Source organism: Pseudanabaena sp. CCNP1317 (assembly GCF_034931345.1).
Taxonomy (GTDB): Bacteria; Cyanobacteriota; Cyanobacteriia; order Pseudanabaenales; family Pseudanabaenaceae; genus Pseudanabaena; species Pseudanabaena galeata.
This window is the reverse complement of sequence record NZ_JAYGIF010000060.1, coordinates 36,918-52,825: the sequence shown is the minus strand read 5'-3', so window position 1 is coordinate 52,825 and position 15,908 is coordinate 36,918. Positions and strand designations below refer to the sequence as shown.

Sequence of the window (15,908 nt, the reverse complement as noted above, 5' to 3'; positions counted from 1 at the left end):
TAATAGTAGGGTTTACTAAATTTATAACTAATGTTCTCATCAAACATTACATTGCCTACTTGGGTAACTCTATCGAGATTAATTGCTGTCCCGATTATTTTTGGACTATTTCTTTGGCAAGATAGCGAACTTAGCCGATTAATTGCTTTAAGTGTATTTATCATCGCCGCAATTACTGATTGGCTGGATGGGTATTTAGCAAGAAAACTTAATCAAATAACTGAACTTGGCAAATTCCTTGATCCCCTTGTGGATAAAGTCCTGACGATCGCCTTATTCTTATTATTTATCGAACTTGGTCAAGTTCCCGCTTGGGCAGTGTTTTTAATTATTACGCGAGAGCTATTGATTACGGCTTGGCGTGGTGCGCCGAGTGCATCTAGTCAGGAGACTTCTGGCGAAGTTGGTAAACCGCAAATTATTGGCGCTAATTTTTGGGGAAAGGCGAAAACTGTGATGCAAATCGTGGCGATCGCCGCTTTATTGGTCAAAATTCCCTATGCGATCGCCTTTTTCTGGATTGCAGTCGCACTTACGTTAATTTCTGGCATTCTCTATGTTGTGCCAGCATCAAAGGACTAGTTATAATCCAATGCGCGGTCTTGCTGTTGGCAAGACCGCGCATTGGATTATAATTAAATGAGTTGCGGTTGGAGTAAGGTTCTCATGGCGACATCACCAACAATGGGTAAGGCGTTTGGTAATCTGTTAGGCGGACGCTTTCGAGTTGTGCAGACGATCGCCGATGACACCTATGGGCAAACCTACTTAGTCGAAGATACCGTGGCTGAGGAAATGCCCCGATGGATCGCTAAAAGTTTTTGTCTGATTAATAAAACTAATCTGCAACTTGACTGGGCGCGATCGCTATTTCGCAATCAAGTTCCTAAATTACAGCAACTTAGCGATCGCAGTGCCGACTTCCCCAAAATCACAACCTATTTTGAACAAGAGGAGGAATTTTATATCGTAGAAGAAGCGATCGATGGAATTCGTCTCAGTGATGAAATTTCTACAGGTAAGCTCTACAGTGAGTCAGAGCTAGTTCAATTCCTCAGACAATTGTTAACCAGTCTGCATATTGCCCATAGTTCCAATATGGTGCATGGAGATATCTGTCCTCGAAATTTAATTCGGCGGAAAGATCGTCAGGGTAGTTATCAAGGAGGGAATAGTAGTGATCAACATTTTGTGCTGACTAATTTTGCCGTTCTCAAAGGCATTTATGCAACGGCTGCTCAAAATGGAGTCGTTCTTGGTACACCGAGCTATATGCCCTTTGAGCAAGCTCTTGGACACTTTACACCTAGTTGTGATATCTATGCCCTTGGTTTAACAGCAATTCAATTACTTACAGGTTTACATCCTAGTCAACTAGTTCGCCGTGAAGACCTAAATTTATTAGACTGGCAAATGGGTTCAGCAATTCGTCCTGAACTAATGCTCATTCTCAATCGCATGGTTAAGCACCATCCTGAAGATCGATATCAGACTGCACAGGAAGTTCTCTATGAACTCGATAATTTACCTATGCAGCAAGGGTCTGATGATTTCCAGATGCCCACTTTTACCCTCAATCAGAATACTAATCGTTGGGCGATCGCTCTAGTTTGCTTAGCAGGAATTAGTTGGGGTGCGATTCACTTCTCTCAATACTTGCCTAAGTTTTCCTCCACTCCCAAACCGACCCCTACGGTTACCGTACCGACTCCAACCATCACTTCTAATTATCAATTACGGCTGAGCCTGACAGGGCATAAAGGTTGGGTTAGAGCCGTCGCCTTCTTTCCCAATGGATTCAGTTTTGCGAGTGGTAGTTACGATCGCACTTTACGCCTATGGAATGTAAGAGATAATCAGTCCTTTGGAACTTTATCCAATCACCTCGGCTCAGTCTCTGGAATTAATGCGATCGCCGTGCATCCTAACGGCAATACCTTCGCAATTGCCTGTATTGATAAATCGATAAAGTTATGGAACTTCCGCAGTGGCAAACCAGTTCGGAACATTGAAGCCCATGATGGACAGGTCTTCAGTGTTGACTATAGCCCGAATGGCAACACCTTAATTAGCGCCAGTGCTGATAGAACGATCAAGCTTTGGGATTGGCGTAGAGGTGAGCTATTGCAAACTTTTGAGGGACATCAAGACAAAGTTGTATCTGTAGCTTTTGCTCCTGATGGCAAGCAATTCGCTAGTGCTAGTTTTGATAAAACTATTAAACTTTGGGATGTGAAGACAGGCCGGCGAGTTCTAAATATTGCGGGACATAATGCACCTGTAAATGCGATCGCCTATAGTCCCGATGGTAAGCTGCTGGCTAGTAGCAGCCAAGACCAAACTGTAAAAATCTGGGATGCAAGCACGGGCAAACTCCTGCGTACTCTATCAGGTCATACAGGTGGTGTCTTAACGATAGCCTTTAACCGAGATGGCAGTGCGATCGCCTCTGGCGGTGTAGATAAAACAATTCAGATCTGGGATGTGAAGACGGGTAAAACCATGCAAATTCTCAGTCAGCATGAAGCTCCTGTTTTATCCCTCAGTTTTAGCCCTAAGGATGCCACTTTAGTCAGTGGTGGCGCTGATCGCCTCGTCAAGGTTTGGCAATTGCAAGCTAAGTAAAACCAAAAAAATAAAAACGGTGCGTCGCACCGTTTTTATTTTTTTGGTTTTACTATTGATAATTATATTCAATAGTGTTACAGTGCCAATTAAGTTCTGATGCGGCTTGACTCAGCACGCTTCATTACACATAGTTCAAATGCGTTGGTAGGATTGGGTGATAGAATGCGTTTTTTACAGGGATTGCTGAAACAGATTTTAGTAAGAGCGAGAACTATCACTCAATTCTTTCTTATTTACATCCTTAGAAATTATTTATAGGCTGACTCTAATTTAATAAAAATTAATATCAATAAAAATATGACCTTTAGACAGTCCACCTCGCCTCAAGTTGTCGGCATTTGCACCAGTCAATCCTTACGTCGTTTCGATTTACAGCTACTCCGATCGCTGTCGCGTCAATATACGCTCGCCCAATGGGAATATTGCCAAAATCCTGACGAACCCATCGATCTCAATTTGGCGATCGCATCTCTCCATGAATACTTACAAACCTGCGAAGAAAAAGTGCATTTGGTTGGGCATGGCATAGCGGGCTTAGTCGGTTGGCTCTATGCCAAGCAATATCCTGAACAGGTGCGATCGCTTACTTTATTGTCAGTGGGGGTTAACTTAGCAACTAGCTGGCATAGTCACTACTACGAGCAGCGCCAGTTAATAAGTTGTAGTCGGGAAACAATGCTGATGCGGACAGCCTTTTATCTATTTGGTTATCGTGACCAAGAGATGTTGCAGTGGTTGGCTAACCTACTCAAGCAAGATCTTGATAATTCCCTAATCCCCCATTCTCTCTATGCACCCACCTATATTGCTCCCATGCCGATTACTGTCCCAATGTTGGTTTGTGGCGCATTAGATGACTATGTGATTGGTGGCGGTGGTGCAAATGCCTACCAAAAATGGAGATTGCATCTTAAAGATAGCGATCGCCTTTGGTTGAGCGAGCAGGGCAAACATTTTTTTCATTACTCACAGTGGCAATCCGTCAGCAATCAAATTCGTTCTTTCTGGAATTCTTTAGCTCTCAGTCAGGTTGTTTCCACTAAACAGCAAATTGAACTTAGTAGAAACTCATAATGAACTGAATTTTATCCGTATAAAGCACTGACTTAAAAAACATAAATATCTTTAAAAGCCTTGCATTGCAAGGCTTTTAAAGATATTTATGTACTACTTAAACCTCAATAACCTGTATCAATTCTCATTATTTGTTGTTCCCATCGCTGAAGGTGCTGAGAACAAATTGATTTTCTGAGCTGATGGGTGATTTTGGAATAGATGATTTTGGGTACGATATTATTTATGGAGTGTGAAGCCTAGAAGTAGGTGACTTACACGCATAATTTTGGAGTTTCTCATGAAATTAGCTGAATTTCTGATTCAAGGTCAGCATCTGCGTCAACAGGATCGCACCCTAGCGATCGCCTATTTTGAACAATGTCTTCAAAATACGACCACTGGCGAAAATGTGGAGAGAGACTCTAGCACAACCATAAGGGTTTTACTAGATCTTGCTGTAGAGCTAATAGCCACAAAACAATTAGAATCATTGCAGAGAGCGCAAGTTCTTGTGCAACAAGCGGGGGAAGCATTAACTCAGCATCCAGATCGCGATCCCGAACAGGAAGCTTACTTACTGTATGTGCGTTCAGTTCTGGCGCTTGAAATGGGGGAATTGAGCGATGTTTTACATATTCTACAAACGGCTCATCAATCTTATCGCAGTAGTCAGCAAGGGCAGGCTCTCATTGATGACGCAATCGGACAATATTATTTACGTGTAAATGATCTGCAATCGGCTCTTATGAGTTTTGAGCGATCGCTATCTGTACGCCTAGAAATAGAAGATGAATGTGCGATTGCTAAAAGCTACACCTACTTAGGACAATTGTATTTAACATCGGGGGATATCAATCAAGCCGCTAATCTTTTTCAAAGTACGCTCGATATTGCATTGGCTAATTCCGATAACTTTTTGCGTTTACAAGCGCTTAAAGGTCTAGCGAAAGTGGCGATCGCCGAATCTCAGTGGCAAACGGCAATTGAAATGATCAAAGATGGCATCTCTTTACTCAAAGAGCCTGTTGATACCATTGAAATTGGTTATTTATACTGTGATTTAGCCGAAGCTTTGCTGGGCGATCGCCAAATTGAAGAAAGTCTAATCTGCATTAGAGTAAATGTATTACCTCGTTTCCGAGATTATCAATATCTGAGGGGAATTGCGATCGCCAAACATCTCCGAGGACGTATTTATGTATATCGACTTCTCGATGGTTTAGATAGTCTCGATGAAGATGCGATCGAAACGGCGGAAGACTCATTAATTGATGCTTCTATCGCTTTTGAGCAATTCGGAATGATGCTTGATTATGCTAGATCTCTATACGATTTGGCTTGTCTCTACCAGCTATGCAGTAATTCGCAGTTTCAATATCAATATCAAGGCAAGTCTTTGCGATCGCTAGAATTATCCCTCAGTGTCTTAGATCAATTGGGGATGAGTCATACTCAGCTTGCTTCACAGGTTGAATCTATGCTCAATCAGGTCATGCGGGGTAGTTTTTAACTATCGTTCTGGTAGTATATCAACTAAAAATATCAGAATTTTATCTGGTATCCTGAGATTAGCCAATCCCAAAAGACGATGACTAATCAAATTCAAGCTTATTTGCAAGAAGTGACGCAAATTTATCAAAAGGGGAATGCGACAGAGCATACCTATCGTCCTGCGTTGAAGAGATTGTTAGAGTCTTTTGGTAGTGACATTTTGGCGGTGAATGAGCCGAAACGGATTGCTTGCGGTGCGCCAGATTTTTGGATTGGACAGGGGGCGTTAGAGGTTGGACATCTTGAGGCTAAGGATGTTGGAATTTCGCTGAAGAGTTTGGAAAAGAAGAACCAAATGCAGCGTTATTTTAATGCATTAGGGAATTTGATTTTAACGGATCATTTAGAATTTCGGTGGTATGTGGGTGGGGAGTTACGGCTATCGGCGGCGATCGCTACTTTTGATAAGCAAAAGAAAATTAAGCCTGATCATGATTGGATTGCACAGGTTGATCAACTTTTGCGACAGTTTTTATTAACTAAGGTTGTGCAAGTCACGACTCCCAGAGCTTTAGCGAAAAGGATGGCGGCTTTGGCACAATTGATTAGGGATGCGATTAATACGGCTTTGAATGATAGCGATCGCGGTGGGATGTTGCGACAGCAGTTAGAGTCTTTTCGTGCGGTGTTGATTCGCGATTTGACGGGGGAGCAGTTTGCGGATATGTATGCTCAGACGATTTGCTATGGTTTGTTGTAGTTTTGAAGAGAGTAGATGAGAAATGTTGGAGTCAATCATCCTTAAGTAAGCGAAAGTACTTTTAACCAGATTTAGATAGGATGCTATAAGATAATACAAAAATACCTAAAATAAAAAATGGAAAATATTGAAGATAAAATTGCATTGCTCGAAAAAGCAGTTTCGGATGAAAGAAAAAGACTTTCATCCGATAGGCTTGATATATCTTTTGGAGAATTAATTAACCTTTACAAAAATAAAGAACTTATTATTAGACCTGAATATCAAAGGCTATTTCGATGGAGTCACAAACAAAAGACTGCTCTTATAGAGTCTATTTTGCTATCAATTCCTATTCCTCCAATCTTTGTTGCTGAAGATAAAGATGGTGTTTGGGAATTAGTTGATGGATTGCAGCGTGTTTCTACTTTCATCAGCTTTTTTGGTGACTTGGATATCAAAGTTTCAGAGATTCACTATAACCAAGAAAATAATGAAGTAGAGGATGAGGTTGAAGAAGAATCTGAGAAAGCTGCTGATATAAGTAATAAGTGGACATTGGCAGAGGGAGGACTGATAAAGAGCTTAGACGGTTTCAACATTGATAATCTTCCAGTAAATCTCAAGATCAATTTAAAAAGAGCGGTCTGTAGAGTTGAGATACTAAGAGGAGAAAGTAATACTTCTATGAAGTATGAGTTGTTTAAGCGTCTTAACTCTGGTGGTTCAAAACTAACTCCACAAGAAATTAGAAACGCTATATATAGAGGCATAAATCCTAAGCTTAATGAGCTTTTACTAAGCATTAGTCAGAAACAAGTTTTCAAAAATTTAACGCAGTTAAGTCGCGGCAAACTGAATGAATTGTACGATCAGGAGTTAATCCTAAGATTTTTTGCATTTTATAACAATGTAGACAATATCAATGAAAACACAGAAAACTTTCTAAATAATTTTATGAAGAAAACTGTAGAAAACGATCATTTTGACTATGATTTGTACGAGTCTACCTTTATGCAATGCTTAGAACTGATTAGTAGGTTAGAAGATGACAAAGTATTTAGAAATGAGGGTGGACTTTTTGTTCCAGCAAATTTTGAAGGTGTATTAATTGGACTTGCACAAAATCTAGAAAAGTATGCATCTAATCTAGATTCATTAAAATCAAAAATTGATGCATTAAAGCGAGATGAAAGTTTTAAAAGATACTCTGGCTCTGCATCTAATAGCAGGAGTAGGATAAGAAATCGTCTTAAAAGGGCTAATGAAATTTTTGGATCATAAATCTACTATGGACGATTTTGATGTAGCAGTACAAGAAGCAATTGAAGAGAGATTAACTGTTCTTTTTGAAATTGAAAGAGCCATTTTTACTAAACGATATTCCTTGTCTATAAAACATCAAGAAATATTCGCAACACAATCTATATCAATGATATATGCCATATGGGAAGGATTTGTACAAACAGCTTTTAACCTTTATATTGATGAACTTAATAAAATTGATATTGAATTTTATGATTTCTCTGATGACATAGTAATTCATCATATGGAAAGTTCATTTAAGCAATTCAGAGAATATCCAAATAAAGACAAGCAAAAAATAAGATTCTTTAGAGATATTAAGACATTTCATAATGAAAGAAGTCAACCTATCTCAAGGGTTGTCAATACTCAGAGTAACGTTAGTTTTAGTGTATTGAATAAATTGCTTAAAACGTTCTCCCTTGAACAGTTTCCCGAACATTGGAAAGATTACAAACATCCAAATCCTAACTTAAAAAGCTCAATGGATTCATTTTTGAGATTAAGAAATACTGTAGCGCACGGAGGTGATTTAGTTTCTGAAGGAAAAGTTAATCAAAGTGTATACATGCGCTTCAGAAATCTTGTAGTAGACTTAATGTACGAGATTAGGGTAAAAATGCTAGATGGTTTAGAAAGAAAAACATTTTTGCAGTAAACAATATTTCTGTAGGCTAAAAATTTGGATTCACTCTGAGCAGTATTTCGCCAACATCCCCAACCACATTTGGAACTTCTACACCGGCGGCTATCAAGTCTGTCAGAAATGGCTAAAAGACCGCAAAGGAAGAGAACTCAGCTTTGACGATCTCGTTCATTATCAAAATATCATCTCCATCTTGGGTGAAACCATCGAGATCATGAGCGATATTGATCAAATCATTACCAAACATGGAGGCTTTCCATTCTCATGACTATGTAGATATATGACTAAGCGATCGCCCATAGCTAAAGTTATAAAATAAAAGAAAGTTTACACAAAACCATCAACAAGAGAGTTAATCATGCTAGACCTTGAATATCTGACTAACAAAGAAGGACAGCCCACCGCCGTTGTCATCCCCATCGCAATTTGGCGGCAACTCCTACCCATCGATAACGCCTCTCTAGAAGACCTTAGCGAAGCTATAGAAGATTATTGCCTCAATAAAGCAATGGATGAAGATAAAAATACCCCTCTTTACTCCCGTACCGAAGCTCTAGCCTTTTTAGATGATTAGATTGGAAGACTAAAATGGAAGTAAAGTATCGCCAGTCATTTTTAAAAGATCTCAAAAACCTGAAAGGCTCATCAGTATATCAACGCATCTATGAAATTGCCTTTACAACTTTGCCTGAAGCTCAGAACTTACAGGAACTCCCGAACATTAAAGCCATGCAAGGATATTCAACACGTTATCGTATTCGAGTAGGTGACTATCGCATTGGCATAGAAATTTCAGATAACACAGTAGAAGTCATTCGCACATTACACCGCAAAGAATTTTATCGCTACTTCCCTTAGAAAATGACTACTACTTTAACGAGCATTACTCCAATACTTAACGAACTCAAGCGAGAGTTGCAAGAGCTTTATGGCGATCGCCTTGTTAAGTTAATTCTATTTGGTTCCCACGCCAGAGGCGAAGCAAATCCCGACTCAGATATTGACTTACTAGCCGTTCTTAAAAGCCCCGTTTCCCAGTTCCAAGAAATTTTAAATATGTCAGAACTGCGCGTAAAAATGCTATTAGAACAGGATGAACTTGTTTCTATTATTCCCATGTCCGAAGAAGATTTCCATACAAGAAATGTTGCTTTGTTACGAAACATCCGAAAAGAAGGAATCGAATTATGAGTGAATTCAAAAAGCTACTCTCCTTAGCCTTAGAAGAACTAGACATAGCGAAACTGTTGCTCGAACGAGGACATTATCGCACCTGTCTGTCTCGTTCCTATTACTCTATGTACTATGCAATTCAAGCCTTATTGCTATCTAAAGATTTAGATGTTTCGACCCATAAAGGAACAATTCGCCTGTTTAGTCAGCACTTTGTGAAAACAGGTCAATTCTCTTCAGTTTGGTCAAAAATCTTAAGCGATGCCTATGAGCTAAGACAATTGAGCGACTATAACGCAGACTTTACTGGCACATTAGCAGAAGCAGAAACAATTTTAGAAAAAGCAAAAGATTTCATAGTTGAAGTAGAGAAAGTATTGAAACAGTAATAACGCTAAATTAATCAATACCTAACGAACTCAAACGAAAGCTATAGCAATGCAAGAGACAGCTAGGACAAATCAAAACCCAAAAGATTAGTGGCGGCGCGAAGCGCCGCCACTAATCTTTTGGGTTTTATGTCCTAAGCAAACCTTACATTGCTAGACAAGAAAAGTATGGCGATCGCCCTTCACTATAAAGGTATAAAAAGTATAAAATAAGAGATGTTAAATACTACTGACTGTCTACGATCATGACTAGTGCAAGCGTCCCCCAAGCAGTCATCACCTTAGAACCAAAAAATCTCAAGCGTTGGACAGTACAGGACTACCATCGCATCAGTGAGTTAGGACTTCTCATTGACGAACGCACCGAACTAATTGCTGGGCAAATCACCATAATGGCAGCCAAAGGAACGCCCCACGTCACATCATTACATTTACTTGCCAATGTTTTGCGAGATCGCCTCGGCACTTCAGCATTAGTTCGCACCCAAGACCCTATTCATTTAGATGATTTTTCAGAACCAGAACCAGATTTAGCGATCGCCCAAGGGACAGTTCTAGATTATGTGGAACAACATCCAAGTCCTGAGCAAATTTATCTTGTCGTAGAAGTTGCCGACTCCACACTAAAACAGGATTGTGAAATCAAAGATAAACTCTATGCTAAGGCTGGTATCGCTGACTACTGGGTTCTAGCTCCCCAAAAACGTCAACTGCATATCTTTCGTAAACCAACACCTACGGGCTACACCGAGCATCTTATTCTTACTGAGCCAAGCCAAGCTTCTCTTTTAGCATTTCCTGATTTTGCGATCGCTTTAACTTCGATCCTCCCTCCCATTTCATGAGGTAAATTATGATCGCCATACCCAAGTTTGATTACATAACTCCAGACGAATATCTCGCAATGGAGGAGCAGAGCGAAATTAAGCACGAATATATCGATGGATATGTTTATGCCATGGCTGACGCAAACGATCCTCACGTTACGATCGCCTTAAACATGGCTTTTGTAATCCGCAATCATTTGCGCGGCAAGAATTGTCGAGTCTATATGTCTGACATGAAAACGAGAATAGATTCGTTAAATCGTTTTTATTATCCAGATGTCATGGTAACTTGCGATCCTAGAGATACCCAATCGCAAAATCAAAAGAGATTTCCCAAGCTAATTATCGAAGTTCTATCAAAGTCTACCGAGGGATTTGATAGAGGTGATAAATTTGCAGATTACCAACAGCTAGAGAGCCTCGAAGAATATGTCCTAGTCAACACAAAACGTCAGCGCCTTGATTGCTTTCGCCGCAATGAAGAAGGAATTTGGTTTTTAAAATCATATTCTGGAGAGCAAGACAAATTCCAGCTATCGAGCATCAACTTTGAAGGCAAATTTCTAGATCTGTATGAAGATGTTGCTTTTTAGGGGGTTTTTGATTTTATTGCCCCTTTCTGTGAGATTCTTGTATCAATACAGACCATGCATAACCTGCACAAGTGCTTATGAGTTCGATTCGTGTTGTCCTAATAGAAGACCATGACCTAACCCGCATGGGCATGAAGATCGCTTTGCAACAGCAAGTCGATCTTGTGTTTGTTGGTGAAGCTGCCACAGGCGCAGAAGGCGTGTCAATGGTAAACAGCCAACAACCTGATGTAGCGATCGTCGATTTGGGCTTGCCTGATATGGATGGCGTGGAAGTAACCCGCCAAATTAAGGCGGCGGCTACCGACGCAGGTCGCGCCACTAAAGTTTTGATTCTTACCCTCACCGATAGCCAAGAAACAGTATTAGCCGCCTTTGCCGCAGGTGCAGATTCCTATTGCATCAAAGATATTAGTTCTGAAAATCTAGTGCAAGCGCTGAAGCTAACTGCCGAGGGTAACTCATGGATTGACCCTGCGATCGCTAGTATTGTCTTGCAGCAGGTACGTCGCCGCGAGGCAACTGTGGAAATTGATGCAGCAGAGGCTGATTACAAACAAGTTTTGCAAGCAACACCCCTGACTGAGCGGGAGCTAGAAGTACTGTCTGAGATCGTAAATGGTAATAGCAATGCTGAAATTGCCGAGCGACTTTATATTACGGTTGGCACGGTGAAAACCCATGTGCGGAATATTTTGAATAAGCTATGTGCTGACGATCGCACCCAAGCAGCAGTTCGCGCTCTGAGAGCAGGGCTAGTTAAATAAATTTTTTGAGATCGCGATAAAGCTCAACTTACAGCAATTATCGATCAAACGAACCACAAGAAAATTTTTGAAAGCGTTGCTTTGCAACGCTTTCAAAAATTTTCTTGGTTTGGTTTTGAGCGCAAAGCGCTGTAAAAAATTTATCTTAGCAAAACTTCACTTTATTTCAAGCTGACAGGTTTTATATATGGATGTACAGATTTTTAGGTGCATCCATGATCTTCTCGCTTTTGAATGGTGTTGCCAGAATATTAAATTTCCTCTCGGCTAAGTTAGCAGACTTAGCCAATTTAATATCAAGGCGATCGAAGTCGAGTAAATATCCTCTGCTGCCTCAGAATGATCCCGAAATTTCTCAACGGCAAGCATCACTAAATCAAGCTAGGCAGCTTTATCAGTACAACTACACCTACATTGACTCCTTGCCAATGGTAGAAAAAGTGCCTACTAATGAGCGGTTCTCCTTATCTTGGGGATTGCTCGTTGGTAAAGTTGTGGTCAGAGTTTTATTAAATGATCGAGCAAATCCCCTGCTCTTAGAGAAGAGCAAGGATGTTTGCAAAGTCAAGCAACTGGACTTCTCTAAGCGTTTGCTTGCAGCAAGCATGGCTCATTCAGATTCTGCAATAGTAGAGCTACTTTCAGAAATACCAACGTTTTTAGAGACTGAGCCGACCAACATTGAAGGCTCAAATATTAAGGAGTACAACAATCTTTTTTGGGTTATTTCGTTACCCGCCATCAGCCAAAATTTCACGAGCAATTCAGAATTTGCCAGACTGCGCGTTGCTGGGTTCAACCCTCTGATGATTCAACAGGTTAAAACTTTAGATGCAAAATTCCCTTTAACTGAAGAGCAATTTAAGACAGTTTTAGCAGATGATTCGCTTGCCGAAGCAGGATCGTCTGGACGTTTATATCTAGCTGATTATGCAGAGCTAACGGCGATCGCAGGTGGGACATTCCCCAAGGGAGAGCAGAAATACATTAATGCTCCCTTAGCTCTGTTTGCGGTTCCTAAAGGTAAAAATAGCCTTACGCCGATCGCCATTCAACTAGGACAAGACCCCAACACCAATCCCATCTTTTTACGTCAAGCTGGGGATGAACCCAACTGGCTATTAGCGAAAACCGTTGTCCAGATCGCTGATGCTAATTACCATCAATTAATTAGCCATTTGGGTAGAACCCATTTATTTATTGAGCCTTTTGCGATCGCCACTAATCGTCAACTTGCTAGCAATCATCCTTTGTATATCTTGCTGAAACCTCACTTCCAAGGTACTCTAGCAATCAATGATGCCGCCCAATCGGGACTAGTTAGTGCGGGCGGAACAGTTGATAGTCTTTTGGCAGGCAGTATTGCCACATCCCGCGCTGTGTCAGTGCGTGGAGTCAAAACCTACAACTTTGACGAAGCCATGTTGCCTGTAGCGCTGAAGAAGAGGGGCGTTGATGATCCGAACTTGTTGCCAGACTATCCCTATCGCGATGATGCTTTATTAGTTTGGGAAGCAATCGCTACTTGGGTGAAGAATTATCTATCCATCTATTACTTCAAGGATGATGATGTGATCAGAGATTCTGAACTGCAAGCTTGGGTACAAGAAATTATCTCTGACAATGGTGGTCGCGTGACTAGTTTTGGGCAGGGTGGACAGATTCGCACCATAGATTATTTAGTTAGTGCCGTGACTATGTTGATCTTTACTGCAAGCGCTCAACATGCGGCGGTGAATTTCCCTCAAAGCGACTTGATGACTTACGCTCCTGCCATACCTCTAGCGAGCTATGCTCCTGCTCCGACCACAACCACAGGCGCAAAGGAGGCGGATTTCTTTGCGATGTTGCCGCCAATCGATCAAGCTAAGAGTCAACTGACGATGACTTATATTCTTGGTTCAGTTTATTACACGACTTTAGGCGAGTATGGTACTGATTACTTCAGCGACGATCGCATTCAGCAGCCCTTACGCGATTTTCAAGATCAGTTAAAAGCGATCGAATCTACGATCAAGTCTCGCAATGAACAACGGGTTGCAGATTATAACTATTTGAGACCATCACGGATTCCCCAAAGCATTAATATCTAAAATATCTATTGAGCCGAGCTTGGCTCAAATAGATATTCACCTAAGAGCGTGTTTGAGAAGTTTTTACCCCCTCTAACTCCCCCTTGCAAAGGAGGAGAATCTGAGTTTTCCCCCTTTGCAAGGGGGGATTAAGGGGGGTAAAAGCAGAAATTTTCGCAAAATAAGAGACTTCTCAAACACGCTCTAACCTGAGTAAGCCGAAAGATCGAAAAACTCAACAAAAAACGTTAGTGCCTCTACCATTATGTCCACACTCCTAACGATTCAATTTGGTAAGTTATATCTAAGTGCTACGATGCGAGATGTGGTTGATGTAAGAGGATTTAACGAGATTAAGTACAACGGTTCTGGAGTCGAGATAACAACCTATGAAGGTTAAATTAACTGGGATTATCTGTTTAATATTCTTGCTATGGGTAGTTCTATTACCCACAGTACCTTTACACGCAATTCCCATTAGTGACATTCCTAATCCTAGAAAATTGAATGGAACTTGGGTGAGTGATGTCGCGAATATTTTAAGTGCTGATACTGAATCTCGACTCAATCGCCGAATTTCTCAACTAGCGGCTAACAACAGTTCAGAAATCGCAGTAGTGACATTGCCAGATACCATCCCATCGGTAACGGTTAAAGCCTATGCAACGGAATTATTTAATACTTGGGGCATTGGTAAACGGGGTATTGATAATGGCGTATTGTTTCTGATCTCAGTAAACGATCGCAGGATTGAAATCGAAACTGGGCGAGGGGTTTCTCCATATATTAGCGATCGCCAAGTAAAGCAAATTATCGAAGATCTGATTACTCCTGAGTTTAAGCGTCAAAACTACGATCTCGGCATCATTAATGGTGTAGAGGAAATAGCGGGTCGTTTAGAGAAAATCAATTTTTATCCTTTTCCCTTTATGCCCATTTACAGCAGTATCGGACTTATTGGCATAGCGATCGCTCTGAGTGGTGTGATATTGATCGTTATCAAAATTCGAGAATGGCGACAAACATTACCAACTGTTAGTAAAGAACTTCAAAATCCTGTTGTTTTTCAGTTACGTATTCCTCAATTGACGGAATTTACTAGTTTAGGAATGTTGTTAATGGTACTTGGGCTAGCTGCGATCGCCGTTAGCATCAATGCATGGGTACTATCTCAAGAACTGTTAACTAGCTTATTTATTCAGCCCATTAATCAACTTTTAGTTACAGTACTGATTAACTTGATAGTTGCCTTTACTTCTCTACAGTTGTGGTTGAGTATTGAAAAATTTTGGTTGGCTCAGTTAACTGTCATTTTCCAAACTCCAATACAGCGCTACGGAGGAACTCGATTTGGATTTGAACGTTCTAGCTTGATCATTGTTTTGCATTTACCTGCTTTAGTTGTGCTATGGCTAATTACAAGTACTTCAATTTTGTTGACAATTCCTAGTCACTTGTTATTTGCAGGGACAAACTTAGTTATGGCGATGGGATATCAATTTATATGGCTGCATATAGTCAATAACCTATACCTTGACATGCGTTTAGCGAAGGAACAGCGTTTTTGTCAAAACTGTCGAAATCTCGTTCAGCATGTAGCTTCAGATGTAACTAATCAGTACTTAACCAAGCCAGAGTTAAAAGCTATTGAGCTAGGAAATACCACTTACACAGTATATTCTTGCGATCGCTGCTATCCTCCAACTAATCAATCTGCTAAAAGCGATCGTCAGCATGTTTATTGCCAGCCTAATATTTTAAAAGAAGAAACAATTTGCCCTGTATGTAGCTATGCGACAATGATTCCAGCAGACCTTAAGCAATCTCGTAAGCCCAAGAAATTCCCCAAAAAAGCTTCTAAAGATGCCATTAGTATGCGTCAATGTCAAAACTGTTTTCATGAAGAACCTGTCTATCCTTTCATCCCTGCACCTGTGCGTTATTCCAGTAGTAACGACTATAGCAGTTCGAGCGATAGTTCCAGTAGTTCTAGTAGCCATGATTCCTACGATTATGGAAGTTATTCTGGTAGTGATTTTGGCGGTGGCGGTGGCGGTAGCGATGGCGGCGGTGCGGGTGGAGACTGGTGATTATCATATTTCGTCATCTTCAGACTCTTCTCCTATAGCAATGCAAGAGATAGCTAGGACAAATCAAAACCCAAAAGATGAGTGGCGGCGCGAAGCGCCGCCACTCATCTTTTGGGTTTTATGTCCTTAGCA

Annotated in this window: 17 protein-coding genes and 2 pseudogenes; all 19 read left to right on the top strand. The window is 40.8% G+C overall.

Going from position 1 to position 15,908, the window contains the following annotated elements:
* Nucleotides 1-30: 30 nt before the first annotated feature.
* The 19 genes and pseudogenes from pgsA to VB775_RS13070 all read left to right on the top strand — a co-directional run bounded on the left by pgsA (nt 31) and on the right by VB775_RS13070 (nt 15,906).
* Nucleotides 31-582 (top strand): CDP-diacylglycerol--glycerol-3-phosphate 3-phosphatidyltransferase, encoded by a 552-nt coding sequence (pgsA, locus tag VB775_RS13155; RefSeq protein ID WP_281007388.1) that lies wholly within the window; start codon nt 31-33, stop codon nt 580-582.
* Between the two features lie 84 nt (nt 583-666).
* A complete protein-coding gene (locus VB775_RS13150) occupies nt 667-2,625 on the top strand; it encodes a WD40 repeat domain-containing serine/threonine-protein kinase (protein WP_281007389.1) in 1,959 nt (652 codons plus the stop codon).
* A 300-nt stretch (nt 2,626-2,925) separates the two neighbouring features.
* Complete coding sequence (locus tag VB775_RS13145) at nt 2,926-3,702, top strand: alpha/beta fold hydrolase (protein ID WP_281007390.1); 777 nt, start codon at nt 2,926-2,928, stop codon at nt 3,700-3,702.
* A 280-nt stretch (nt 3,703-3,982) separates the two neighbouring features.
* Nucleotides 3,983-5,194 carry a tetratricopeptide repeat protein gene (locus VB775_RS13140; protein ID WP_281007391.1) on the top strand — a complete coding sequence of 404 codons (1,212 nt, stop codon included), beginning with the start codon at nt 3,983-3,985 and terminating at the stop codon, nt 5,192-5,194.
* A 78-nt stretch (nt 5,195-5,272) separates the two neighbouring features.
* Nucleotides 5,273-5,929, top strand: a pseudogene (locus VB775_RS13135) (DNA methyltransferase); the annotation flags it as partial.
* Nucleotides 5,930-6,052: 123 nt separating this feature from the next.
* On the top strand, nt 6,053-7,198 hold the full coding sequence (locus VB775_RS13130) for a DUF262 domain-containing protein (RefSeq protein ID WP_281007393.1): 1,146 nt from the start codon (nt 6,053-6,055) through the stop codon (nt 7,196-7,198).
* Nucleotides 7,199-7,205: 7 nt separating this feature from the next.
* Nucleotides 7,206-7,877, top strand: a complete 672-nt coding sequence (locus VB775_RS13125) for an MAE_28990/MAE_18760 family HEPN-like nuclease (RefSeq protein WP_281007394.1) — start codon at nt 7,206-7,208, stop codon at nt 7,875-7,877.
* A 19-nt stretch (nt 7,878-7,896) separates the two neighbouring features.
* Nucleotides 7,897-8,133: pseudogene (locus VB775_RS26475) on the top strand (type ISP restriction/modification enzyme); the annotation flags it as partial.
* A 90-nt stretch (nt 8,134-8,223) separates the two neighbouring features.
* Nucleotides 8,224-8,439: a hypothetical protein gene (locus VB775_RS13120; protein ID WP_281007395.1), complete on the top strand. Its 216-nt coding sequence runs from the start codon at nt 8,224-8,226 to the stop codon at nt 8,437-8,439.
* A 14-nt stretch (nt 8,440-8,453) separates the two neighbouring features.
* The gene (locus tag VB775_RS13115) at nt 8,454-8,723 is read left to right on the top strand and encodes a type II toxin-antitoxin system RelE family toxin (protein ID WP_281007396.1); all 270 of its coding nucleotides are present in this window, start codon (nt 8,454-8,456) and stop codon (nt 8,721-8,723) included.
* Nucleotides 8,724-8,726: 3 nt separating this feature from the next.
* Nucleotides 8,727-9,056, top strand: a complete 330-nt coding sequence (locus tag VB775_RS13110; protein WP_281007397.1) for a nucleotidyltransferase domain-containing protein — start codon at nt 8,727-8,729, stop codon at nt 9,054-9,056.
* Nucleotides 9,053-9,427, top strand: a complete 375-nt coding sequence (locus tag VB775_RS13105) for a HEPN domain-containing protein (protein WP_281007398.1) — start codon at nt 9,053-9,055, stop codon at nt 9,425-9,427. The genes VB775_RS13110 and VB775_RS13105 overlap by 4 nt, the downstream gene beginning before the upstream one ends.
* A 245-nt stretch (nt 9,428-9,672) precedes the next feature.
* Nucleotides 9,673-10,272, top strand: coding sequence for a Uma2 family endonuclease (locus VB775_RS13100; RefSeq protein WP_281007399.1), 600 nt, complete (start codon nt 9,673-9,675; stop codon nt 10,270-10,272).
* An 8-nt stretch (nt 10,273-10,280) separates the two neighbouring features.
* Complete coding sequence (locus VB775_RS13095; protein WP_281007400.1) at nt 10,281-10,847, top strand: Uma2 family endonuclease; 567 nt, start codon at nt 10,281-10,283, stop codon at nt 10,845-10,847.
* A gap of 77 nt (nt 10,848-10,924) precedes the next feature.
* Complete coding sequence (locus VB775_RS13090; protein ID WP_281007401.1) at nt 10,925-11,614, top strand: response regulator; 690 nt, start codon at nt 10,925-10,927, stop codon at nt 11,612-11,614.
* Between the two features lie 215 nt (nt 11,615-11,829).
* Entirely contained in the window at nt 11,830-13,707 is a 1,878-nt protein-coding gene (locus VB775_RS13085) for a lipoxygenase family protein (RefSeq protein ID WP_281007402.1), read from the top strand.
* 244 nt (nt 13,708-13,951) lie between these two features.
* Nucleotides 13,952-14,086 carry a hypothetical protein gene (locus VB775_RS13080; protein ID WP_281007403.1) on the top strand — a complete coding sequence of 45 codons (135 nt, stop codon included), beginning with the start codon at nt 13,952-13,954 and terminating at the stop codon, nt 14,084-14,086.
* Nucleotides 14,076-15,776, top strand: coding sequence for a TPM domain-containing protein (locus VB775_RS13075; RefSeq protein WP_281007404.1), 1,701 nt, complete (start codon nt 14,076-14,078; stop codon nt 15,774-15,776). The genes VB775_RS13080 and VB775_RS13075 overlap by 11 nt, the downstream gene beginning before the upstream one ends.
* A complete protein-coding gene (locus VB775_RS13070; RefSeq protein ID WP_323216822.1) occupies nt 15,700-15,906 on the top strand; it encodes a hypothetical protein in 207 nt (68 codons plus the stop codon). The genes VB775_RS13075 and VB775_RS13070 overlap by 77 nt, the downstream gene beginning before the upstream one ends.
* The last annotated feature ends 2 nt before the right edge of the window (nt 15,907-15,908 follow it).